Source organism: Cytobacillus oceanisediminis, assembly GCF_022811925.1.
In the GTDB taxonomy this organism is placed as follows: Bacteria; Bacillota; Bacilli; order Bacillales; family Cytobacillaceae; genus Cytobacillus; species Cytobacillus oceanisediminis_D.
The window spans coordinates 2,341,231-2,363,013 of sequence record NZ_CP065511.1 but is presented as its reverse complement, the minus strand read 5'-3'; the positions used below and the strand labels follow the sequence as shown (position 1 = coordinate 2,363,013).

20 protein-coding genes are annotated in these 21,783 nt (G+C 41.6%); 2 read left to right on the top strand and 18 right to left on the bottom strand.

Going from position 1 to position 21,783, the window contains the following annotated elements; translation table 11 throughout:
- Nucleotides 1-108: 108 nt before the first annotated feature.
- The gene (locus IRB79_RS12035; protein ID WP_243508632.1) at nucleotides 109-1,758 is read right to left on the bottom strand and encodes a catalase; all 1,650 of its coding nucleotides are present in this window, start codon (nucleotides 1,756-1,758) and stop codon (nucleotides 109-111) included.
- A 236-nt stretch (nucleotides 1,759-1,994) separates the two neighbouring features.
- Between IRB79_RS12035 and IRB79_RS28030 the strand changes: the two genes are divergently transcribed.
- Nucleotides 1,995-2,120 (top strand): hypothetical protein, encoded by a 126-nt coding sequence (locus IRB79_RS28030; RefSeq protein ID WP_258549827.1) that lies wholly within the window; start codon nucleotides 1,995-1,997, stop codon nucleotides 2,118-2,120.
- Nucleotides 2,121-2,636: 516 nt separating this feature from the next.
- Here IRB79_RS28030 and IRB79_RS12030 read toward each other — a convergent pair.
- Both IRB79_RS12030 and IRB79_RS12025 read right to left on the bottom strand, forming a co-directional pair.
- Nucleotides 2,637-3,422, bottom strand: coding sequence for a glucose-1-dehydrogenase (locus IRB79_RS12030; protein WP_243508631.1), 786 nt, complete (start codon nucleotides 3,420-3,422; stop codon nucleotides 2,637-2,639).
- A 19-nt stretch (nucleotides 3,423-3,441) separates the two neighbouring features.
- Nucleotides 3,442-4,296, bottom strand: coding sequence for a GRP family sugar transporter (locus IRB79_RS12025; RefSeq protein WP_243508630.1), 855 nt, complete (start codon nucleotides 4,294-4,296; stop codon nucleotides 3,442-3,444).
- Between the two features lie 294 nt (nucleotides 4,297-4,590).
- Between IRB79_RS12025 and sstT the strand changes: the two genes are divergently transcribed.
- Entirely contained in the window at nucleotides 4,591-5,823 is a 1,233-nt protein-coding gene (sstT, locus tag IRB79_RS12020) for a serine/threonine transporter SstT (RefSeq protein WP_243508629.1), read from the top strand.
- A 117-nt stretch (nucleotides 5,824-5,940) separates the two neighbouring features.
- Here the strand turns inward: sstT and IRB79_RS12015 are convergent, their stop codons facing one another.
- The 15 genes from IRB79_RS12015 to IRB79_RS11945 form a co-directional block, all read right to left on the bottom strand.
- On the bottom strand, nucleotides 5,941-6,336 hold the full coding sequence (locus IRB79_RS12015; RefSeq protein WP_243508628.1) for a VOC family protein: 396 nt from the start codon (nucleotides 6,334-6,336) through the stop codon (nucleotides 5,941-5,943).
- A 171-nt stretch (nucleotides 6,337-6,507) separates the two neighbouring features.
- Nucleotides 6,508-6,942: an Rrf2 family transcriptional regulator gene (locus IRB79_RS12010; RefSeq protein ID WP_243508627.1), complete on the bottom strand. Its 435-nt coding sequence runs from the start codon at nucleotides 6,940-6,942 to the stop codon at nucleotides 6,508-6,510.
- A 190-nt stretch (nucleotides 6,943-7,132) separates the two neighbouring features.
- A complete protein-coding gene (locus IRB79_RS12005) occupies nucleotides 7,133-7,567 on the bottom strand; it encodes an SRPBCC family protein (RefSeq protein ID WP_243508626.1) in 435 nt (144 codons plus the stop codon).
- Nucleotides 7,568-7,581: 14 nt separating this feature from the next.
- Complete coding sequence (locus tag IRB79_RS12000) at nucleotides 7,582-8,358, bottom strand: SRPBCC domain-containing protein (RefSeq protein WP_243508625.1); 777 nt, start codon at nucleotides 8,356-8,358, stop codon at nucleotides 7,582-7,584.
- Between the two features lie 238 nt (nucleotides 8,359-8,596).
- Nucleotides 8,597-12,988 (bottom strand): TIM-barrel domain-containing protein, encoded by a 4,392-nt coding sequence (locus IRB79_RS11995; RefSeq protein ID WP_243508624.1) that lies wholly within the window; start codon nucleotides 12,986-12,988, stop codon nucleotides 8,597-8,599.
- 32 nt (nucleotides 12,989-13,020) lie between these two features.
- A complete protein-coding gene (gene pfkB / locus IRB79_RS11990) occupies nucleotides 13,021-13,974 on the bottom strand; it encodes a 1-phosphofructokinase (protein WP_243508623.1) in 954 nt (317 codons plus the stop codon).
- The gene (locus IRB79_RS11985; protein ID WP_243508622.1) at nucleotides 13,961-14,824 is read right to left on the bottom strand and encodes a tagatose bisphosphate family class II aldolase; all 864 of its coding nucleotides are present in this window, start codon (nucleotides 14,822-14,824) and stop codon (nucleotides 13,961-13,963) included. The genes pfkB and IRB79_RS11985 overlap by 14 nt, the downstream gene beginning before the upstream one ends.
- Nucleotides 14,803-15,975 (bottom strand): N-acetylglucosamine-6-phosphate deacetylase, encoded by a 1,173-nt coding sequence (nagA, locus tag IRB79_RS11980; protein ID WP_243508621.1) that lies wholly within the window; start codon nucleotides 15,973-15,975, stop codon nucleotides 14,803-14,805. The genes IRB79_RS11985 and nagA overlap by 22 nt, the downstream gene beginning before the upstream one ends.
- Nucleotides 15,975-16,397: a PTS galactosamine/N-acetylgalactosamine transporter subunit IIA gene (gene agaF / locus IRB79_RS11975; protein WP_243508620.1), complete on the bottom strand. Its 423-nt coding sequence runs from the start codon at nucleotides 16,395-16,397 to the stop codon at nucleotides 15,975-15,977. The genes nagA and agaF overlap by 1 nt, the downstream gene beginning before the upstream one ends.
- A 22-nt stretch (nucleotides 16,398-16,419) precedes the next feature.
- On the bottom strand, nucleotides 16,420-17,295 hold the full coding sequence (locus IRB79_RS11970; RefSeq protein ID WP_243508619.1) for a PTS system mannose/fructose/sorbose family transporter subunit IID: 876 nt from the start codon (nucleotides 17,293-17,295) through the stop codon (nucleotides 16,420-16,422).
- The gene (agaW, locus tag IRB79_RS11965; RefSeq protein WP_163141513.1) at nucleotides 17,285-18,061 is read right to left on the bottom strand and encodes a PTS N-acetylgalactosamine transporter subunit IIC; all 777 of its coding nucleotides are present in this window, start codon (nucleotides 18,059-18,061) and stop codon (nucleotides 17,285-17,287) included. Before agaW ends, IRB79_RS11970 begins: the two co-directional genes overlap by 11 nt.
- A 20-nt stretch (nucleotides 18,062-18,081) precedes the next feature.
- Entirely contained in the window at nucleotides 18,082-18,555 is a 474-nt protein-coding gene (gene agaV / locus IRB79_RS11960; RefSeq protein ID WP_243508618.1) for a PTS N-acetylgalactosamine transporter subunit IIB, read from the bottom strand.
- Between the two features lie 20 nt (nucleotides 18,556-18,575).
- Nucleotides 18,576-19,745, bottom strand: a complete 1,170-nt coding sequence (locus IRB79_RS11955) for an SIS domain-containing protein (protein ID WP_243508617.1) — start codon at nucleotides 19,743-19,745, stop codon at nucleotides 18,576-18,578.
- Nucleotides 19,746-19,780: 35 nt separating this feature from the next.
- Nucleotides 19,781-20,692 carry an ROK family protein gene (locus tag IRB79_RS11950; protein WP_243508616.1) on the bottom strand — a complete coding sequence of 304 codons (912 nt, stop codon included), beginning with the start codon at nucleotides 20,690-20,692 and terminating at the stop codon, nucleotides 19,781-19,783.
- Nucleotides 20,693-20,830: 138 nt separating this feature from the next.
- Nucleotides 20,831-21,562: a GntR family transcriptional regulator gene (locus IRB79_RS11945; protein ID WP_243508615.1), complete on the bottom strand. Its 732-nt coding sequence runs from the start codon at nucleotides 21,560-21,562 to the stop codon at nucleotides 20,831-20,833.
- Between the last annotated feature and the right edge of the window lie 221 nt (nucleotides 21,563-21,783).

Sequence of the window (21,783 nt, the reverse complement as noted above, 5' to 3'; positions counted from 1 at the left end):
GATTATTCTACAAAACCGGGAAGAAGTCCTACCTGCCTGCATTTGAAAAATTGTAAAAAGTGAAGACAAAAAAAGCTGCCCATCTTCTGGACAGCCCTAGCTTCATAATTAATATGGATCCGTTTCGCGGCTTTTCTCAACAGCTTCTTTTGCTGCCTGGTTCTCAGCGATCGAACCCTGGCCATATTTAGATCTTCCGGCATCACGGCCAGGAACTTGCTCTTCACCGTTCATTGCCAGCAATTCTTTCATGACTTTCTCGGTTCCTTCCTTCACGCGGCGGCCATAATCTTCATCTGCCTGTGTGAAATGCTCAAACATAGCATCCTGAATACGTTTGTCACATACCGCCAGTGCTTCAGATAGGTTTTTGATCAGTTCATCGCGCTCCCAATCTTCAAAGCTCCGGTAGGTATGGCCTGCTTGACCATAATTGTTTGGACGATCGATAGGTGCGCTCATGGCTGCCGCATTATAAGTTGGCCGATGCGGTGTGCGCATTTCTTGAGGTGCTTCCTTGAAGCCGCCCTTCATCGATGGCTCGTAGTTAATATGCGGATTTTCTCCAGACTCTTTCGGGTCACGAGTATCCATTTGCCCGCGCTGCTGGTTTGTGCGCACAGGTGCTTTCGGTGCATTCACCGGCAATTTCAGATAGTTCGCCCCTACGCGATAGCGCTGCGTATCGGAATATGAGAAAGTCCGGCCCTGCAGCATCTTATCATCGGAAAAATCCATTCCGTCAACAAGTACCCCTGTACCGAAGGCAGCCTGCTCGATCTCTGCATGGTAATCTTCTGGATTGCGATCAAGAACCATACGGCCAACAGGAAGCCAAGGGAACTTATCTTCCGGCCAAAGCTTCGTATCATCAAGGGGATCAAAATCCAGTTCAGGATGGTAATCATCCTCCATAATCTGTACAAATAGCTCCCATTCAGGATAATCTCCCCGTTTAATCGACTCAAATAAATCCTGTGTGGCATGACCGACATTTTTCGCCTGAATAATGCTTGCTTCTTCCTGTGTCAGGTTGCGGATTCCCTGCTTCGGCTCCCAGTGATATTTCACCAGTACCGCTTCCCCTTTTTCATTCACCCATTTATACGTATTTACACCGGAACCTTGCATGTGACGGTATGTAGCGGGTATTCCCCATGGTGAAAACAGGAATGTAATCATGTGTGTGGCCTCAGGTGTCCTGGAGGCAAAATCAAACATCCGCTCGGGATTTGACACGTTTGAAACCGGATCAGGCTTGAAGGCGTGAATCATATCAGGGAATTTCATCGCATCCCGGATAAAGAAGATTTTCAGGTTATTGCCGACTAAATCCCAGTTTCCATCCTCGGTGTACATTTTTACTGCAAAGCCGCGCGGATCACGAGCAGTTTCCGGTGAATCTTTTGCCCCGGCAACGGTAGAAAAACGAACCATTAGGGGAGTCCTCTTTCCTGCACCGGAAAAAACCTTTGCGCGTGTATACTTTTCGACCGGCTCATCCCCAACTTTTCCGTAAGTCTCAAAGTAACCGAATGCCCCGGCTCCTCTTGCGTGCACCACACGCTCCGGTACTTCTTCCCTGTCAAAATGGGAGATCTTCTCAATGAAATGGTAATTCTCCAAGGTCGCTGGTCCCCGGTTGCCAATCGTGCGGATGTTTTGGTTATCAGCAACAGGATGCCCCTGCCGAGTCGTCAGCGTCTCACGCTTCACATCTTGCTCATTTGCAGAATTCAAATCCTTGTTCTCTTCCAAAATCGAACCTCCTTAAATTTTATGACCATATTTTACCTCTGCTTTAGGAATCTATACCCGAATTTACCTGCAATGTTATGTACTGGATGTTCTTCCAAAACACAAATACTGCCGGTGTTATGATACCCTGTGAAACGGAAATGAAACCATTTTTAGGAAAAACTCCCTCATTGATTTGTTCGAATAAAGTTCTTCCCTTTGTAAAAAAATACTCATGTCCAAAGGGAGGTGTAGACGTGCCGAATCTAAATGATAACAAGTTCAAGAAAATTCAATCCGAAAGCCAGAAGCAGGGTAAAACATACGAAGAGTATGCTGCAGAACTGGAAGCGAACAAAATGAAAGCTCAAAAAAGAAAATAAATGACTGAGAGGCAGGGAATATCGCGCCTGCCTTTTCAAGTGATAGCAGCGAAAAGGCGGAATTCTTAGCTATATATATCTTTTAATCTCTATAAGTAATCTCTGGTATTGCTTTGGGCAAACTGCCCCGCCGGAGAGACCAACCGAACGGCGACAGGGGATATTTAATAATTTGTCCGCACCCCGTTCATAGTTTGTTAACATTTACGCATTACAATGTAATTGTACCGAAACATCATACAGCCCTTTTTCTTTACCCCTTCAGGTCCGGCCCATATTAAGTGGCCGGATTTTTTTATTTATTTCTTTCATTCTCAAAAATTTGAGCACCCTCCATGCTACTATTTTTCTTGTAGAGATCAAGATAACTAACTGGAGGGATCAGTATGAAACATAGGAAATTGATAAAATTGGCTGCGGCAGGTTTGTTGTCTGCCTTGTTTCTAACCGCGTGCGGCGAAAGCGAAGATGTATCAACCAAAAGCCCCTATCATAATTGAGAAGGGCTTTTTTCCATCATCCTTTTCCCGCCTGGAATCCGGGATATTGTGTCATGCCCCCGTCAGCGTATAATGTCAGTCCGGTGACATAACTCGCTTCTGTGGAAGCCAGCCACACTGCACAAGCTGCGATTTCTTCGGGCTTGCCGATGTAGCCCATAGGAATGAGCTCAAGGACACCTTTTTTCAATTCAGGATCTGAGAACTTTTCAGCATTAATCGGTGTATCAATAGCACCAGGGGCAATGCAGTTCACCCGGATCCCGTGCGGGGCAAATTCAAGAGCAAGAGTCTCGGTCATCAATTTGACCCCGCCTTTGCTTGCTGCATAGTGAACAAAATGGGGCCATGGAATTTCCTGATGAACAGATGACATATTAATGATCGATCCTTTTATTTTGTTTTCCAGCATATAATCAATGGCTTCCCGGCAGCCTAAAAATTGTCCCGTCAAATTCGTCGAAATGACCTTGTTCCAATTCTCCAGGGTGAGTTCTTCAGATGGGACTTCATTTTCGATTCCCGCGTTATTGATCATGACGTCGAGAGAACCGAACGTTTTAATTGCATGGGCGATCATTCTTTTAATATCCTCTTCCTTTGTAACATCCCCCTGGATGGCAGAGGCACTTCCGCCTGCTTTTTCAATTGTTTCAATAATCCCCTGTACTTCCTGTTCCTCATTGAAATAATTGATGACTACCTTCGCTTTTTCAGCACCGAATCGCTCAGCCATCGCCTTCCCGAGCCCGGTCGCTCCGCCGGTAATGACGACAACTTTTCCTTCAAGACTTGGATACATAAGATCCGCTCCCTTATTTTTATTTTTTCGTAAAGCCCAGCAAAACTCCCCCAGCGATAATAAACAAACAGCCAAGGAGAACCATAAACACCTGCTTTTTGCTTTTGCGTTCATTTAAAAAGAAAAGCCCGCCAATGGTCGATATCACAATTCCGGTCTGAGAGAGTGAAAAGCTGGTGGCCACGCCGATCTTCGGCAGTGAAAGCAGCAATCCCAGATTCCCCGTACTCCAAATCAGCCCCGTAATGATATTCCGGACAGCAAATTTGTTATATGGCTTGCGGCGCAGAGTTATGAGGAATGCTCCTGTTACCATCCCAATCGCCTGCGGCAGAATCGCAGACCAGCCGTCAATTTCAAACCAGCGGATTAATACGACATACCCCACAAATCCTGCCGTCGATAAAAGCAGTACAAGCAGGCCTTTCTTGAGACTTTTTCCCTGTTCCTTGTCATCCCCCTGTTTCAGAGAAGTCAGAACGGCACCGACAATGATGCAGACCAGAGAGGTGACCCCGATGATAATACTCATCGTTGTTTCCCATTCTTTAAAAATGAATACCCCAAAAAAAGTTGTTCCTATAAGCTGCAGGCCAGTGGACATTGGAGCTGTCTTGGCAACCCCCAAATAACGGACTGCCCCAAACTGATTTTTCTGCCCGATCGACCAGAATAAGCCAGAAATGAAGCCGACTGCCCAAACAATATTGGACAAATCCGGCCTCTTGAAAAGATAAACAGCGATGGCAAATAACAGGGCTCCTATTGTCGTACCCAGTGTCTGGCTGTCCTCATCCCCGCCAAGCTTGTTGCTGACAAATACAATGCTGCCCCAGGAAACCGCTGCTATGAGGGCTAATAGAATTCCTGTCATGATGTGTACCCCATCTTTCGATTTTATGTACATTTTTAGATTGCGGCTATAGAAAGGCTCCTATTCCACAAGCAAAAAAAGTATTGAATTATTTATTATCATTCCACAAAAATAAACCAGTGAAACAAACAGCATCAGCAATCTATCCAAAATAAAGCCATTTAACAGATATTTCAATATAATAATTTATCGCACAATTTATAATATTTGTGTTAAACTAACAAATATCACTGTCGAATAACAGTGAAATGCATTTATTCTCTTTTATATAATAATGACTTCGGAGGGAATTCTATGAAAAACGCAATCAGCAAGTGGAACCAAATAAGCCTGGTAAAAAGAATTCTGCTGGGCATCATTGCAGGTATTGCCCTGGCTTTGACCATTCCTAAAGCAGCGGGATGGATCACCATCTTCGGCACTCTTTTTGTAGGTGCATTAAAAGCTGTAGCACCGATATTGGTATTTTTCTTGGTAATGCATGCCATTTCCAAGCATAAAAGCGGCCATAAAACGAATATGAAATCTATTATCGCCCTTTATGGTTTAAGTACATTTCTTGCTGGATTTGTCGCAGTTGTTGCGAGCTTCATTTTTCCGGTTACCCTGTCACTTGCTCCCGGAGCTGAGGATGTAACACCTCCTGGAGGGATAGCAGAAGTTCTTAAAACCCTGCTGACAAACGTAGTGGACAACCCGGTCAATGCACTGATCAACGGCAACTATATCGGTATTCTGGCTTGGGCGATTCTCCTCGGCATGGCTTTAAGAAAAGCTGCTGATACAACAAAAAACATGCTCGCAAACTTCTCAGATGCCATCTCGACTCTAGTAAAATGGGTGATTAGCTTCGCCCCAATCGGGATTATGGGTCTCGTGTTTGATGCGATTGTCACCAATGGTCTTTCAGCATTGCTTGATTATGGAAAACTGCTTGCAATCCTGCTTGGTTCCATGTTCTTTATTGCTCTTGTTGTGAATCCGCTTATCGTATTCTTAAATATTCGCAGGAACCCATATCCTCTAGTATTTAAATGCCTAAGAGAAAGCGGGATTACAGCATTCTTTACGCGCAGCTCAGCAGCAAACATCCCTGTAAATATGAGCTTATGCGAAAAGCTTGGGCTGGATGAAGATACTTATTCCGTATCCATCCCATTGGGCGCCACGGTTAACATGGCAGGTGCAGCTGTTACGATTTCTATTCTGACTCTTGCAGCTGTCCATACACTTGGCATTCAAGTGGACTTTGCAACTGCCCTTATCCTTAGCGTATTAGCAGCAGTATCTGCCGCAGGTGCTTCAGGTGTTGCAGGCGGATCACTTCTTCTCATTCCTTTAGCAGCCAGCTTATTCGGAATACCAAATGACATCGCGATGCAGGTTGTAGGTGTAGGATTCATCATTGGAGTTCTTCAGGATTCATGTGAAACGGCCCTTAACTCGTCTTCAGATGTTCTATTTACCGCAACTGCTGAATATGCAAAGAAACGCAAGGAAGGCAAGATTGTGAAAATCAGTGCCTGATAACAAAATAGAGGAGCAAGTCCTTTGACCGGCTCCTCTGTGAAAAAAGCCCTCTCGATTGAGAAGGCTTTTTTCATTTATGTATTGATCCATATGATGCTATAAGATCAAAAAAATTTACTTTGCATTTGCATCCGGCTGGTGAATTCCGAAAATATTTCCTTCTGTATCCTTATAGTACCCCTGCCATGCCATTCCAGGAAGAGCATACTTCGGCAATGCGACAGTGCCGCCATTCTCAAGGATTCTGGCTTCAGCTGCATCATAGTCCTCCACACCCATCGTACAGGCATATCCGTTTAACGTTTGATTAGCTTCTGGAGGCGGTCCCTGCCTTTGCATCAGAGCACCGTTAATGCCCGGCTCTTCTTCATTTCCAGTGACTGCTCCATAATAAGGCATTCCGGCATACTCACTCCAATCCTGAAATGACCATCCGAATACCTCGCCATAAAACTTCTTGGCCCGCTCCATGTCATCTACATGAACTTCAAAATGAACTAATCTGCCCATAGTATCCTCCTTAAACTTGTAATCGCTTTCAAGATAATTATAATGCTTGTTGAAAAAAGTACAACTTAAAAAGGCACCATTCACATATAAATCGGCACCTTTCCTCTTATTATTACTCTATTATGATTTCCTTGCCCTAACTCATATAAATTCAACAAAAAATTCTCAGGGCTAATTACAATTCATTTTGTGATTCTTTGTGAACTCAATTTCTTTTGCAATATCAGCAATATATTTATTGTTCAGCTCATCTTTCATCTTTTTCTCTGCTTCAATCATCACCTTTTCAATTAGGCAATCTTCATTTGAAAAATCCTCATGCTCCAAAGAACAATTAAACAAAGTGGTGTGCCCTTCAATGGCATGAATTACATCCAAAAAAGAAGTTTTACGAGAACGACTTACAATGCTGTATCCGCCTTTAACACCAGGAGTTGATTCGATCAGTCCTGCTTTTACAAGTTTTGTAAGAATTTTGGACAGGTAGGTCGGCGAAAGATTTTGGATTTTAGCCAGCTGTTCAACGCCAACGGATCTCCCTTTCGGTGTTAAAGTTAAATAGACCATTGTGTGCAATGCATAATTGGTGGCTTTTGAATATTTCATTTGCTGTCTCCTTTATTAATACATTAAAGACCCTTAATATCTGTAATTACCTTAACCAAAATCCCTATAACAATCAAGTAACACTTTTCTATACTTATTGTTATTGATAAAAAATAAGGTGCCAGCCTCTGAATGCTTGAGGCAGACACCTTATCAGTCTATAGGATCCTGCAATAAGTTTTTTTAAAAGTTACTTTTCGAGAATGGCTTTGATTTTTTTCAAATCCTTCATGTTTGCTCTTCTCATCATGGTTGCCATGAATGGAGACATGATCTTATTAAAGCCTTTTGGGTTCCCTTTATTTCTTAAAGTCATTTGAGTATGGTTTTCATCGATAGTTTGCCATGTATAGATGGTTTCCATGGGAAATGGCCCGTTTGCAGTTTTCATTGCCATTTTCCTTTCAGGAATGAATTCAGCAATTTCATATACATAAGCAAGCTCCCTGCCAAGAAATTTTGCTTTAAAAGCAACTTGGGAGCCTAGTTGGAGCGGTTTTGGTGTCTTCCATTCAACAGATTGTATATTCACATACCAATCAGGAGCATGATCTGGGTTAGCGGCATATTCAGCAACTTGTGAAATAGGGCAATTAATTGTTATTTCTGTAAAAACATCTACCATCTCGGCCTCCTAAATTAATTGTCTTCTACGTAGTTTTTTAATAAGGTGCCAAGCAAGTATTCCCATCCCTTGGAATGCTCCTCTTCCCATTGCTCCTGAATAACACCAGAAGCTGTATGGGAAAGCTGAAGCAGTGTACCACCTTCTTTTTCAAGAAGACGATACGTATAGGCACTGTTTACCGCTCCCTGCATGCCAAGATGGCCATGCAGCCGTATTTCTTCAGGAGCATTCACATAATAAACATTCCCCCACACTGCACCTTCTTTTTCGCCCCATTTTTCGATAAATTGGCCGCCTATAACTGGCTCAAAAGTAAAGTGGGAAGCTACTCCTTTTGGAGCTATGCGGAACTCCCACCAATCTTCCACCTTTTCGGTTAATGCTCTGAATACTTCTTCACGTGGTGCATCTAGAATGATCTCCTGTTCAATGCGAAAATCCTTAGTTGATTCCATCGTTTTCTCTCCTCCTTTTTCTCTTACTGTCCTCCTTAAATTAAGCAGCGAGCTGGCTGTAGATTGCATGTATTTGTCAACCCAGCGCTCATGCACTTCCTGAAGAGGTACCGCATTAAGAAAATGCCTTTTATATTTTCCTTCACGCCTTACCAGGACCAAATTCCCTTCCTCTAAAATATTTAGATGCTTCATAATGGCATACCTTGTGACTTCAGGAAAATGGTCGTCTAGTTCTCCAGTCGTTCTTGGCGATATCTTAAGAATATCGAGAATTTCCCTGCGGATCGGATGTCCCAATGCTTTAAAAACGGTGGATAATTCATCGTCCATTCCATCGACCCTTTCCATAATCATCATTAACATGTGACCAAATGGTAACGTGTTTCATGTGACCTTATAGTAACATATCGATCATTACCAGTCAAGATAACAATGGAAACCCCTTTATCTATTTAGTCTGAAAAATCCGTTTTTACATATGAATGCCTTTTTAAATGATCTCTTAAGATCCTAACGAAGAAAGCCATGGAACTATCCATGGCTTCCTTCAATTCTTTTATAATTGCTCTCAATTGGCGACGTTTCTCTTCCAGAATTGCACTTCTGAAACCGAAAGCATAAGCTGTCCGCTATGAGATTCTTCAAAAATAATTTTCACTTTGGCAAGCTTTTTCCCATCTGGAATTTGAGTATATTCAGATAAATGGTAGGTTACAGATTTATCTGTTGAGAGGACTTCCTTTTCTCCCAAATCGTACTCATTCCCCTCTTCATCATAAGCTTTTGCACGGAGAACTTTGATTTTTCCATTGGTATACAACGGCCTGTTGAATACCTCAAATCTCGTAAGTACTGTAGGACTTTTAAAGCTAAAATCAACTTCTAATGGCAGAGAAATACCATCGGCTTCCGTGATGCTCCACTTTAACTCAGCAAGGGAAGATTCACTTATTTCACCGTCAATCAATCGAGGAAATGCCTCAGCTCCATCCTGCATTTTATCCGCTTCACCAGATACGACGATATCCCTTGCTGTCAAAAGCAGTTCCTTCGGCTCTTCAGGCTGCTCGACTTCGCTAGGCTCTTCTCCAGGCTTTAAAACATGGCCGATTTTATCGATGGCATCAAAACTCGTATTTACAAGCAAGGATCTAGTAATCGGAATATCAAACTCCAAATCTTTCTTTGCTTTCAGCTTAATGGCGGCCAGTGTAGATGTGCCTTCTAGTGTCTCTAGAGAGCCTTTATTTGAAAAAGCAGCCATAATTCGTTGCTTATCATTGCCAATCCCTGCGAGTATTGAAAAATTCAACATATCCCGGGTAGTGTTAGAAGAATTGACAATTCTTTCGCCGCAGCCAGTTTCTTCCTCACACTCTTTAACGATGTCATACTTATTTGGATCTATTTCAAGTTCAAGGTTAAAAGCATTAATATCCTTCAGCCCTGCACCGATAACTTCGACTGTAAACTCTTCACCTGCTTTTAATTGCTGCTTATCAGGCCGAATGCTCAGCAATCCAGCTACAGGACGATTAGTTGGCTGCAGCTGTGTCTCACCAAGTTGTCCAGCTACATACATTAAATCATAAGAATCAATCACGCCATTATAGTTAATATCAACTTTAGACACCTGATCCCAAGAAGTATCTGTGGTGTCCACACCCATATAACTGGCAAAGAAAAGCAGGTCTTCCTCGTCGATGGCACCATTAGGTATGTTTTCACCGACTACAATTCCTTCAGTTTTATCCTTTTTGTAAGGCCTGAATTCCTGTGCAGATCCGAATTTCCCTACTGCATCCTTAATCGTTAATTTGATATACCGTGCAGTTACCTGTTCATTGAATAGAATGGTCTTTGTCTCATTGCTCCTAATAAAGGTCCCATCGGTAATAACATTTTTGTATGTCTTACCATCAAGACTGACATCCAGGTCATACTTAAGAATTGTTCCATTCCCTGCATCAGGTCTAGGCACATACTCCAGCTTATCTAATTGATAGGCAAGCTTCATATCAATCTCAAACGTATGAGGAAGAACGTTTCCTGTACCCCAAGCTGTATGCCATTGTGTTTTCTCATCTCCGTCTACAGCTCTAGATGCTTCGCTCCCAGGCTGATTGCTTGAGGCACTAGCTGTCATATTCTTCGGAACGTTTCTGAATCGATCAAGCTTTGTTTTTACAGCTATTTCATCACTCCAGTCTGATGCACCCTTTGTATTAACTGCCCGGATACTATATCTGTATTCTGTGTCAAAGTTTAGACCATCGTGCTCGAAAAACGGCTTCTCAGTTTCTTCTTTTTCCAAATAAACATTTTTGTATACTATTCCATTAATTTTAAGGTCATAGGAAAGATTTTCACCTTCAACTTTATTCCAGTTAAGTTTTATGCTTTTATCTGTAATATTTTCATCTGCGGCTCCGAGTCCAGAAGGCACATCAGGTACTTCTGTATCCTTTATTTCTTTCTCTTGCGTGTTGTTAAATCCATTTACCGTAAGCATCACTTGATTCTTGGTTATATCCGTTTTCCCAATCTTTACAAATAACTTCGGAGCAGTGGTCACCTTTGTTTTGGCGAACTCAGAGTCTTCCGTTGAATATTTATTAAGATCCGGACTTTCATTGTACAAATAAACATTTTCCGATCGTCTGTATTCTTCCTCTGTTAAAGCTTTTCGCAATTTGATATTTTTGCCGCCAACCTTTACATTTACAGATTCAGGCTGCTTGCGTGTATTTACAAGGAATTCGGTTCCTCTTTCCTTGACCATTCCTTTGTAGCCTTTTCCTTTTGCTTTGTGAACGGTAATTTTTACTTTATCATTTGCGACTACAGATGAAATCTTGGTTTTTGTATTCTTCCCAGATTTGTATTCAGTTGATTTACCGTCATCCTCATAAAGAGTAAATTCAGATTTCTCAGCTGGATATACATCAAAAATTCGAGCTTCAGATCCATCCAGCTCATTAATCGAGTTGTTTTCAGGAGCCATTGGTATGATTGCACCATTCTTCACGAATACTGGCGTCTTCCACAATGGCGCATCAAAATTATTGAGAACAGCTCCGCCTTGATATTGCTCGCCTGTAAAATAATCAATCCAAACCTGTTTAGAATCCGGCAAGTAAATTCCGTTTCTTACGCCTGCTGCGTGATCCTTTTCATTATAGACAGGAGCTATCAGCAAATTGGGCCCCCACATATATTGATACTGTGTATCCGTGCCATACGTAAATGGATCTTTTGGATACTCCAGCATCATTCCCCGAACAGAAGGCATAGAAGTGGAGGTTGATTCTTCTGCAATCGTATAGATATAAGGCATCATTTGCGCTTTTAGTTTCAGATACATGCGGTTTATGGAAGTATATGGTTCGCCATAATTCCATGGATTTTTTGATTTGCTGTAATCGCTTCCGGATGAAGCCCATCCATCCATATCAATTTGAATTGGCGAGAAAGCCTTCCATTGGAAATCTCTTGTCTGGATGTCCGGATCGCCTCCGAAAATGCCATCCATATCCGATCCAACATTCGGATTGCCGGATAAGCCCGCTCCAATGTAAGTTGGGATATGCATGCGAATGTATTCCCACTCCCCTCCATACTGGTCACCAGACCAAAGGGTAGCGTAACGCTGGGTGCCAGCCCATCCATCAAGACTAATCACAAACGGGCGTGCTCCGCCTGAATTCTCTTGCTTTTCGATTCCTTCTGCAGCCTGACGTGTTGCGTTAAGAGCCATGGAATAGCCCTGTCCAACCCATGCAACATCCGTTTTAATAGCTCTTACTCCTGCCTTGACCTCACCATCAAGATCCCTGCGTAATGGGCTGTCCTCAGGCAGGTTCGGGTCTGGATATAAATTGCTTTGTGTCCATAGGCCTACTTCCACATCCTTGGCATTTGCTTCATCTGCAAATTCCCCTAAATTATCCAACCCTCCATATCCGCATCCATAGCCATCATTCGGCAAAAACCATCCGAGCGGCATATCCTTTGTGACATATTGATTTAACGTATCCAAGCCTTTACCAAGCAGGGTCCTCTGATCTTTATGGCCGTTATGAGTGCCATTAAAACAATCAGCATGCCCTAAATAAAAGGCATATTCTGGCATTAATGCTGCCTTTCCTGTCAGCTCGGTATATTCATTGATAATTTCCGGAATGGAATCTTCTACAAAATAATAAGCGTCAAAGCGATTTTCCTGATGGGAGAACGTTGCCGTCTTGGAAAAGTCATATACACCTGGTTTAAACGTATTTCGCATCACTCCATATCCTTCAGTGCTCAAGTAAAATGGAACAGGACTTGATGCTGCACCTGCATCCCATCCGCCTCCGATGGCGATATTAATTTTGTTGTTTTTGTGGGAGTAATAGCCGTTTTGCTGGCCTCCACCAAAGAAATATTCATCATCATTGGCATTTAGCGTCTGTACGGCTCTATTCGCTTCAAGAGAAAGCGGCTCCTTTTCACTCCAGATGACCTTGTTATTATGTTTATTGATCAGGCTCATTCTTGAGTCCGTTTTGGAAATTTTCAGTTCCAATACCTTTGTATATATCCTAAAAAAATCGGAATCTTCTTTTACCTTTACGTTTACGGTTCCATATTCTTTTTGGTAGTCGTTTTTATCTTTATCCACGATTTTAGTCACATGGTCAGGCTTGTTTGGTGTTGGGTATTCAGGAAATTCACTGCTCGGATCCAGGTGAAGCCTAAAAACATTGTCTTTCAGAAAGCTTAATTTAATTCCTTGTCCAGAAGAGAAATCAAGATAAATATCACTGCCTTCTTTTTGTATCCCGCTAACTTTGCCGATGGAAGAAGTATTTGAAGTTTCTTCAGCATCAGCTGCATTGACTGGAATAAGCGATATGACCAATAGGAATGAAAGAAATATAGAGGCAAATCTTTTCAGTTTATTTCGCTTTCTTAACAATATCCGGCACCTCCGCGATCTTTTGAAAAATTTTATAAACTGCCTGACCAAGTTGAGTTTATTGAGATTTGTTCAATCAACGTATTCAAGTTTTGTAGATTTATATATCCAGTCCTTTCTTCCAGTGCATTTGCTGCACCGCAAGCAGAAGCCAGGACCAGAGTATCCCTAAGAGAATATCCTTTTGAAAGTCCAGTGGCAAAACCTGCAACGAAAGAATCTCCAGATCCCACAGCGCTGACTGCTCGAATTTCTGCAGTTATTACTTTCAGCTTTTCACCTTTATAATAAACTAGGGATCCCCTTTCACCATCTGAAACAATTACAACCTCTATGCCATTCTCAGCGATCTTCTCCATCGCTTTCCAGATTTCTTCTTCTCGCTGGCAAGAACGGCCAAGAATCCCTTCAAGTTCCTCGCGATTAGGTTTGATTAAATAGGGGCCAAGAAGCAAGGATTCGGCTAGTGCCTCCCCGCTTGTATCCAGAAGAACTTTGACTCCATGATTTTTAGCTTCCCTTATCATCCATTGATAGAGACTGGACGATACTCCAAAGGGCAGGGAACCACTTACTATTAGGATTTGAGCTTCCGGTATTAAGATACGCAAGCGCTGCCTTAACTCTTCCTGCTCTACGTTGGAAATAAAAGGCCCTTCCTCAAGAACTTCTGTTTGGTTATTTCTGCTGTCAATGAAGGCCAGACATTGCCTTGTTTCACCAGCAATCTGAACAAACTCATCACGCACACCCAGCTTTGCCAGTTCATTCCGAATAAAGGTTCCGTTACTTCCGCCTAAAAAACCGGTTGCGGTCACACGTTCTCCAAGAATGCTCAAAACCCTTGTAACATTCAGTCCTTTCCCCCCAGCGGATTTGAGGGGGTTTTTCGTACGTGTGCTGCTTCCAGTCTTAAGGTATTCCAGGCGATAGACAGTATCTATAGCGGGGTTAAGGGTAACGGTTAAAATGCTAGGCTTTTCCATTGCTGCCACACATCAGGATTTTTTCAACCACTACTTCCTTCATGGCTTCCTTGCCTGGTGTCATGTATTTTCGAGGGTCATTTGCGTCAGGATTTTCAATAAAGTATTGTTTTACGGCATTGGAGAATGGAATTTTAAGATCTGTTGCAATGTTTACCTTGCAAATACCAAGTTTTATTGTTCGCTTTACCATCGCATCTGGGATATCGGAAGCCCCGTGAAGTACGAGAGGAATATTAACCACAGAATGGATATCTTCCAGTCTCTCGAAGTCGATTTTGGGTTCTCCCTTGTATAAGCCATGAGCAGTACCAATAGCAACCGCTAAAGAGTCAACCCCAGTTAATTCCATAAATTCTCTAGCTTGTTCTGGATTAGTAAATTTTGCATCCTTTTCATCAACGACGAGGTCGTCCTCCACTCCGCCAAGACGTCCTAATTCAGCCTCGACAGAAACCCCATGCTCATGCGCATACTCGACCACTTGTTTTACGATCTTGACATTTTCATCGAAAGGATGATGGGAAGCATCTATCATCACAGACTTAAAACCGAAATCTATATATTTCTTGATTTCTTCAAAACTTTCAAAATGGTCCAGATGGAGTGCGATCGGGATCTCATATCTTTCTGCTGCAGCACTTCCCATTGACACCAAATAGTCACCGCCGGAGTAAGAAATTGTTCCTGGTGTGCTTGCAAGGATTACAGGAGAGTTCAACTCTGCAGCAGTATCAACAACAACCTGGAATGTTTCAAGATTGTGAATATTGAACGCTGGTATCGCGTATTTTTCTTCCGAGGCTTTTTGGAACATTTCAACTGTATTTACAATTCTATTATTGCCCATTTTCTTTTCTCCTCCATAAAAACAACTTTTCCATTAACAAAGGTGGCTTTTACATTGAATGCTTCATCTATTACAGCAACATTCAATTTCTTGCCAATTTCAATTGTGCCGGTTTCTTCCCCAATACCGAGCAATTTAGCCTGATTTATTGTAGCCATTGGCAAAATACACTCAAGCGGCAGTCCAAGAACTTCCTTGGTGTTTTTTATGCACCTCATTAAATTTGTCGTACTGCCTGCCAGGGATCCAGTCTCCAATGTTCTGGCAATACCTTCTCTTACTCTGACAGATTGGCTTCCAAGTTTATACTCCCCATCCGGTAAATCCGCAGCAACCATGGAGTCACTAATCAAAAGAATTTTGTCTGCTCCTTTGGTTTTGTAAAGCAGATTAATTCCTGCAGGATGGACATGTTCCAGATCAGCTATTAACTCACAAAAATTATTGTCATTTGTCAGGAATGCTCCAAGACTTCCCGGATCACGGTGGCTGAATCCGCGCATACCATTGAACGTATGAACTGAAATATTTGCTCCGTATTCAATAGCCAGATTGGCAGTTTCATAGTCTGCATTTGTATGTCCCATCGAGACAAGGATTCCTTTATCCTTCAGATATGGAATAACCTCTATAGCCATAGTCTTCTCCGGCGCCAGCGTTAGAATTTTTATCGTATTTTGCGAAGCTTTTATCAACTCATCGAGTTCTTCAATTGTTATTTCCCGCATGTATTTCACAGGATGCGCCCCTCTATGCTCAGGGGTTATATATGGTCCTTCAACATAGGAACCAATGATTTCTGCACCAGCAGTATTTCCAATTTGTCTGCCAATCTCTCTAACGGCAGCTTTTACTTTCTCAAAATCGTCCGTTAGGGTTGTGGGCAAAAAAGAAGTCACACCATGCCTTGCAAGAGATAAGGAAATCTCCTGCAAAGCTTCAGGTGTTGCATCCATTGTGTCTTTACCTGAAATTCCATGTATATGAATATCTATGAGCCCAGGGATAACGGCAAACCCCGAGAAATCATGTATCTGACAGTCTGGTTTCTCATTCGTTAGATCCTTGATTAATCCATTCTCATAAACAACATATCCCGAATGTATTCGGCGGTTAGGGGTATAAATTGTGTCTGCAAAAATAGCCTCCATTAAATACCTGCCCCGTCTCTCTTTTGACGCCCTGATTTCTGGAAACATTTTATCGCTTCTTTTCCTGAAGTGATGGCCATTTCTTTTAGTTCGTCTATGGAGACATTGTCTTTCATGATGGCGGTTTCCATAACCATTGCCAGATTTGCCCCGCCAATAACAGCAGTATCCTGTTTGTCGTTTGTTAGAGAAACAGCCGTTTTAAAGGGCGAACCTCCCACAAGGTCGCACAGAACGAGTACCCCATTGCAGCTCTTTAAGTTTGCCAATGCTGCTTTTATCTTTACTTCAAGATCTGATGTAGAATCTGATTCTAAAAAATCAACATACTCTACACGTGGCTGTTCCCCTGCAATCAACTTCACTGAAGAGTGAAGGCCTGCAGCAAAGGAACCATGCCCTGAAACAATTAAACCGTTCATTATTTTTCCTCCTTACTCCCGTTTAAAGAATAGTGCCGAATGGGAATGGTATCTTGCCAATAATGCCAATAACAACTGTAATCAGAATTAAAATAACAGGGGACAGGCCTCTTTTTAGCAAGTAATACATTAATAAGGTATAGCCTAACGGCAGCATGTTTGGCATGATTTTATCCAGCAAATCTTCCTGCAGGGCAATTTCAGCTTTGCCTGCATGAATGACCAGATTTGCCTTTAACTGCACAAATGAGGCAATAAGCCCGCCTACCACTGTCAAGCCAACGATAGAGGCAGCATGAGACACTTTCTTCGTGTTTTCTTTTAATGAGCTGATGGCATTGGTTCCAGCATTATAGCCATATCGCATAAGACCGAAGCGCAGTCCAAAATGGACGACATTGAATAAAATAAGGAACACAAGTGCACCCATTGGATTGCCATCTGCCCCGAGCGAAGCACCTATACCAACACAAATAGGCAGAAGTGTTAACCAAAACAAGGCATCCCCGATACCACCCAGGGGACCCATCATGGCAACGCGGATAGCACGAATGGTATTCCGATTTTGTTTCCTTTCCTCCATTGCGAGGACAATTCCCATAATGATGTTTACTAGAAAAGGATGGGTATTAAAGAATTCCATATGGCTTTTCATTGATTCACTAAGGTCATGCTTATTTTTGTGAATCTTCTTTAGCCCTGGAAGAATAGAGTATAGCCAGCCTGCTGCCTGCATTCTTTCATAGTTGAAAGATGCCTGAAGCAATAGTGAGCGCCAGACCATTTTGTTGAGGTCTTTTTTTGTAATCACCTGTTCGGCTGAAGAATCTTCATAAAACTCAGGATTGTTTGCCTGAACAGAAATTTCCGGTTCAATCGCTGCATTTTCAGATGCCACGGCCTCTCGCCCCCCTCATAGCAGCTCCCTGGCCGCCAGATGTTTTATAAAAATCATACATAGCAATTGCCAGACCGATCAGCGCAACAGCAATAATCGGCATTTGTAAATAAGTAACAAGGATGAATCCAACTATAAAATAGGCAATATACTGTTTCTTCAGCATAATTTTCAGCAGCATGGCAAAACCAATGGCTGCCATCATACCGCCAGCGGTACCGAGACCTGCAATGATCCAGGCAGGAAGAGATTCGACTACACTCTTGGCTGCATCAGCTCCAAAGTAGATTGGAAGGAATGCAACCACAAAATAGAAAACGAATAAAGTTGCTATTCCCAGGTAATTAATCCTGTCGATTCCTTTTGTATTTGCTTCTTCGGCATATTTGTCAGCTTTATGCATGACAGGTGAAAAGGCCGTAAACATTAAGGTGATACAAGCCTGGACTGCAACGGCAAATGGAACAGCAACTCCTATCGCAACCTGAGGCTCCTGCCCAGTTAAAATCGCAAATGCTGTACCAATTATTCCACCGATTACAACGTTTGGAGGCTGAGCTCCTGCAAGCGGTACCATCCCTGCCCATACTAATTCAATTGCAGCCCCGGTCATCACACCAGTAGGCAAATCGCCTAGAATTAACCCAACGATGACTCCAGTTACAATGGGGCGGTGAATGTGAAACAAACCGTTAAACAAGTCGATGCCGGCAATACCTGCCCAAATGGCAATCAACAATGCCTGAAGCAATATTTCCTGATCCATCCTTCACACCATCCTTTCCCTTAAAGGAATTTATAAATGTTATCTGGCCTTTCATCAGGAACACGGCGCACTTCGAGTTTCACACCATGTTCTTTTAGCTTTCGGAATGCTTCTTTGTCAGCATCATCAACAGAAACGGTCGAGTAAATTTGTGTCTTCCCCTCAGAATAGTGCATATTTCCAATATTCACTTTGTCGATCGGAACACCTCCTTCAACTAGCCTCAGAACATCCTGAGGAGTTTTAGCAACTAAGAAGATATATTGATCTTCAGATGCATCATGAATAATGTCTGCAGTTGTCTGGATCGAGAAAAAACGGACACCGATTGCTTCAGGGACTACCATTTCCATTAAATCCTGCTGGACTTCATCTTCAGCTACTTCATCATTGGCTACAATAATTAGGTTCGCCCCGAGGTGATTAACCCAGGTTACACCTACCTGACCGTGGACAAGACGGTTATCAATTCGAGTCAATAAAATATTTGGCACTTTGTATTCCCCCTATTTTTTTAATAGCTATATATGTTAACTCCTTTAACTACCCTATTAACCATTCCGGTTGGGCTAGGGTTATCAGGTGTCACGCCCAGGTGGATGGAGTTAAACAAAGCAAATAACTGACCGATAACTAAGTAATTCAAAGCAACCAGATGATCATCAAGGTGAATATTCTCCTGCTGAGGAATAATAAAAGCGCAGTCGCATATTTCTTCGATTTCTTCATTATTGGTATTTGCAGCCGCCACAACAGTTTTACCGCCACCGTCATTCTTTAACTCTTTTAATAAATCAATCTCGTATTTCCTTGTATAAGGATCATTGGATAGGAAAACAAAAATCAGCGTTTCGTCATCAACCAGTGACTTGGGACCATGTCTAAATCCAAGAACCGATTCATGAAAAGTTGGTATTTTCCCTGATGTAAGTTCAAGATGCTTTAAGCTTGCCTCCTGTGACAAACCTTTTAATGATGACGAACCAAGATACACAACCCTCTTCTTATTGAGGCTGACAAGATTCTTAACCGTTTTATATTGCTGGGTTAATATTCTTTTTGCATTCTGAGAAACTACTTCTATTTTTCTCTTAAACTCTTCCAATCGATCCAATTGGAAAGTCAGGAGAGCGGATATGTACATACAGCTAAAAGAGCTGGTCATTGCAAAGCCCTGGTCATTTGATTCTTCTGGCATTAGAAGGACCAAGGTATTCTCATCTTTTCCAGCTTCTTTTGCAAGCTGTCCTTCAGGATTGCATGTGATGATAATTTGGCTTATATTGTTAATCAGTTTCTTAGCTAAAAAGTATGTAGCAACTGATTCAGGACTATTTCCGCTTCTAGCAAAGGAGACAAGTAAGGTGGGGACTTCATTCTTAAAATAATTCAAAGGATTGGTAACAATATCGGTAGTCGAGATTGAGTCAATTTGATTAGGGAGTTCTTTTCTCAACACAGGCGATAAAGTATCCCCTACATATGCAGATGTCCCTGCACCAGTAAAAATAATCCGTGCCTTGTTGGAATGTATCTTTTCGCTGATAAAATCCTCAATTTCCACTTTTTGTTTTTCAAAAATTCCAACTGTCTGAAGCCAAAGATCTGGTTGTTGACAAATCTCTTTTACAGTGTGTCTAGCCCCTTTTATTTCTTCATCATTTAAACTTTTCACAAAACTCATAGTTTTTCACTCCGTTCTAGTTATCTATTACTTTGTTATGATGGATTCTTTTCCAATCTTTGTCTCTCAGCTGTATAAAGGCATCCAAATAATCCAGCATCACCTTTTAACTTGCTTAACTGAATCCTTTCCTCAATCCCTTTTTGAAGCGGATTTTGCACCATGTGTTTTAGTTCCTGTTTAATAAGAGATAAGAATTCAGGCTGGTTAATAATAACGCCTCCACCCATCACCACTAAATGAGGATCAATTAAAGTAAAAATTTGATGTAATCCTCTTGCTATGCACTTTGCAGCTCTCTGAATTATTTTCTCTGCCATAGGGTCTTTCCGATAATAAAGATCCATAACACCAGCTGAGGTTAATTGCGGATTTAACAATTTCTTCGCACTTTCCCTAATAGCAGTTCCGGATGCAAGATTCTCTAAACTTTTGAGATCATCACCATTCTCTAAAAGAGTCAGACCGATTTCGCCAGCAATTCCAGCTCCACGCAGAAACTTGCCTTCTGATAAAAGACATGCGGAAATACCAGTGCTAACCGTTACATATGCAAAGGTTTCCTTTTCCATCTTCCATTCAATCCATTCGCCATAAGCTGCCATATAAACATCGTTATCCATCGCTATTTCTGCATTAGGAAAGTATTTTTCGATTTTGTTTTTAAGTGGAAAATTCCTCCACGGAAGATTATTTTGATAAACAGCAAGACCATTTACCGAGTCCACCTTGCCTGGAATCCCCAATCCGATGAACTTAACTTCATCAGATTTTATTTTCTCCTTTTCCAAGATTTTAAAAAAAATGGCGATTATACAATCAAATAGCGCATTTGCATCAAGTGATACACTATCAGCCTGCATTCGATGTTTTAAAGACTTTTCTTTATTAGAAACCAAGGCAGAAGCAATTTTTGTACCGCCTATGTCGGCTACTAATGCTGTCATTACTCCTTCTCCTTTCTATATGTTCTTCTCGGCTATTTTTAGCATTAATTATTAACAGTCAACGGGTAGTGGGGTTGTTGGTACAAGTTAAAAGAATATTTAACTCATAGCCTTGAAACTATGAGTCATTAAAATCAGTTATGTTAGTTCTGTATAAAAACGGCAGCGATCCCCACGTACAATAGATCGGCAAAACTCAACAGGGTTTCCCTCTTTATCAAATGCTGTCCTTTCCAGCAATAAAGCCGGGAGACCTTCCTTGGTCTGAAGATGCTCGCTTTCATCAGCACGGATTAAAACAGGCTCAAAGGCTTCTTTGGCACGTGTGATGACAACATTGAATTGCTGTTCGAGCAAATCATATAACGAAATTGGACCAATTTCATTTAATTTGGACATATCAGGGACAGTTTTTTTCGTAAAAAAGGATGATTCAAGAATTATGGGTTCATTATTCGCACATCTCAACCGCTTTAATTCAATGACACCTTCATCACCTATCATTTGCAGCCCTTCTTTAATTTTTGCAGTCGGCTTGACTTCACGAATTTCTAAAATAATATCTTTTGGATTCATTCCATGTTCTTTAAGCACTTTGCTAAAACTATAGAAACCCATTAGAGGCTGCTGAAACTTTGGCTTTGATACAAACGTGCCTTTACCTTGAATTCTGTACAAAACCCCATCCTGAACAAGTTCTTCGATCGCTTTTTTTACTGTATTCCTGCTTACTCCATACTCATCCATTAATTGATTCTCAGAAGGAACTTTATCTCCTGTATTCCAGTTGCCATTGTCAACCGATTCCCTTAAAATCTCTTTAAGTTGATGATAAAGCGGAATAATACTATTGTGCTGCAAATGTTTCATTTAACTAAATTCCTCCGTGTTTATGCTTTAGGAAACCTATTGTTCGAAAATTTAATTAAATTATACCATTACCTGTTAACGTGTCAACCCAACAACATTGTTTTTTCTTTACTCTTTTTCGACAAAAACTTTTTTGTATGTTTATGTTTTTACAGTAATTATTTCCACAGATTAGGCAAACTGTCTTATCAACCATAAGCACATTTTATTTAAATGCTTCC

Excerpts from the sequence above, each read along its gene's own strand:
- pfkB (WP_243508623.1), bottom strand. The coding sequence starts at position 13,974 with ATGGAAAAGCCTAGCATTTTAACCGTTACCCTTAACCCCGCTATAGAT.
- IRB79_RS12030 (WP_243508631.1), bottom strand. The coding sequence starts at position 3,422 with ATGTATCCAAGTCTTGAAGGAAAAGTTGTCGTCATTACCGGCGGAGCG.
- IRB79_RS12015 (WP_243508628.1), bottom strand. The coding sequence starts at position 6,336 with ATGGGCAGATTAGTTCATTTTGAAGTTCATGTAGATGACATGGAGCGG.
- agaF (WP_243508620.1), bottom strand. The coding sequence starts at position 16,397 with ATGAACGGTTTAATTGTTTCAGGGCATGGTTCCTTTGCTGCAGGCCTT.
- IRB79_RS11945 (WP_243508615.1), bottom strand. The coding sequence starts at position 21,562 with ATGAAACATTTGCAGCACAATAGTATTATTCCGCTTTATCATCAACTT.
- IRB79_RS12025 (WP_243508630.1), bottom strand. The coding sequence starts at position 4,296 with ATGACAGGAATTCTATTAGCCCTCATAGCAGCGGTTTCCTGGGGCAGC.
- nagA (WP_243508621.1), bottom strand. The coding sequence starts at position 15,975 with ATGGAGGCTATTTTTGCAGACACAATTTATACCCCTAACCGCCGAATA.
- IRB79_RS11950 (WP_243508616.1), bottom strand. The coding sequence starts at position 20,692 with ATGACAGCATTAGTAGCCGACATAGGCGGTACAAAAATTGCTTCTGCC.
- agaW (WP_163141513.1), bottom strand. The coding sequence starts at position 18,061 with ATGGATCAGGAAATATTGCTTCAGGCATTGTTGATTGCCATTTGGGCA.
- IRB79_RS12005 (WP_243508626.1), bottom strand. The coding sequence starts at position 7,567 with ATGGTAGATGTTTTTACAGAAATAACAATTAATTGCCCTATTTCACAA.
- IRB79_RS12000 (WP_243508625.1), bottom strand. The coding sequence starts at position 8,358 with ATGGACGATGAATTATCCACCGTTTTTAAAGCATTGGGACATCCGATC.
- IRB79_RS12010 (WP_243508627.1), bottom strand. The coding sequence starts at position 6,942 with ATGAAATATTCAAAAGCCACCAATTATGCATTGCACACAATGGTCTAT.
- IRB79_RS11985 (WP_243508622.1), bottom strand. The coding sequence starts at position 14,824 with ATGGGCAATAATAGAATTGTAAATACAGTTGAAATGTTCCAAAAAGCC.
- IRB79_RS11955 (WP_243508617.1), bottom strand. The coding sequence starts at position 19,745 with ATGAGTTTTGTGAAAAGTTTAAATGATGAAGAAATAAAAGGGGCTAGA.
- sstT (WP_243508629.1), top strand. The coding sequence starts at position 4,591 with ATGAAAAACGCAATCAGCAAGTGGAACCAAATAAGCCTGGTAAAAAGA.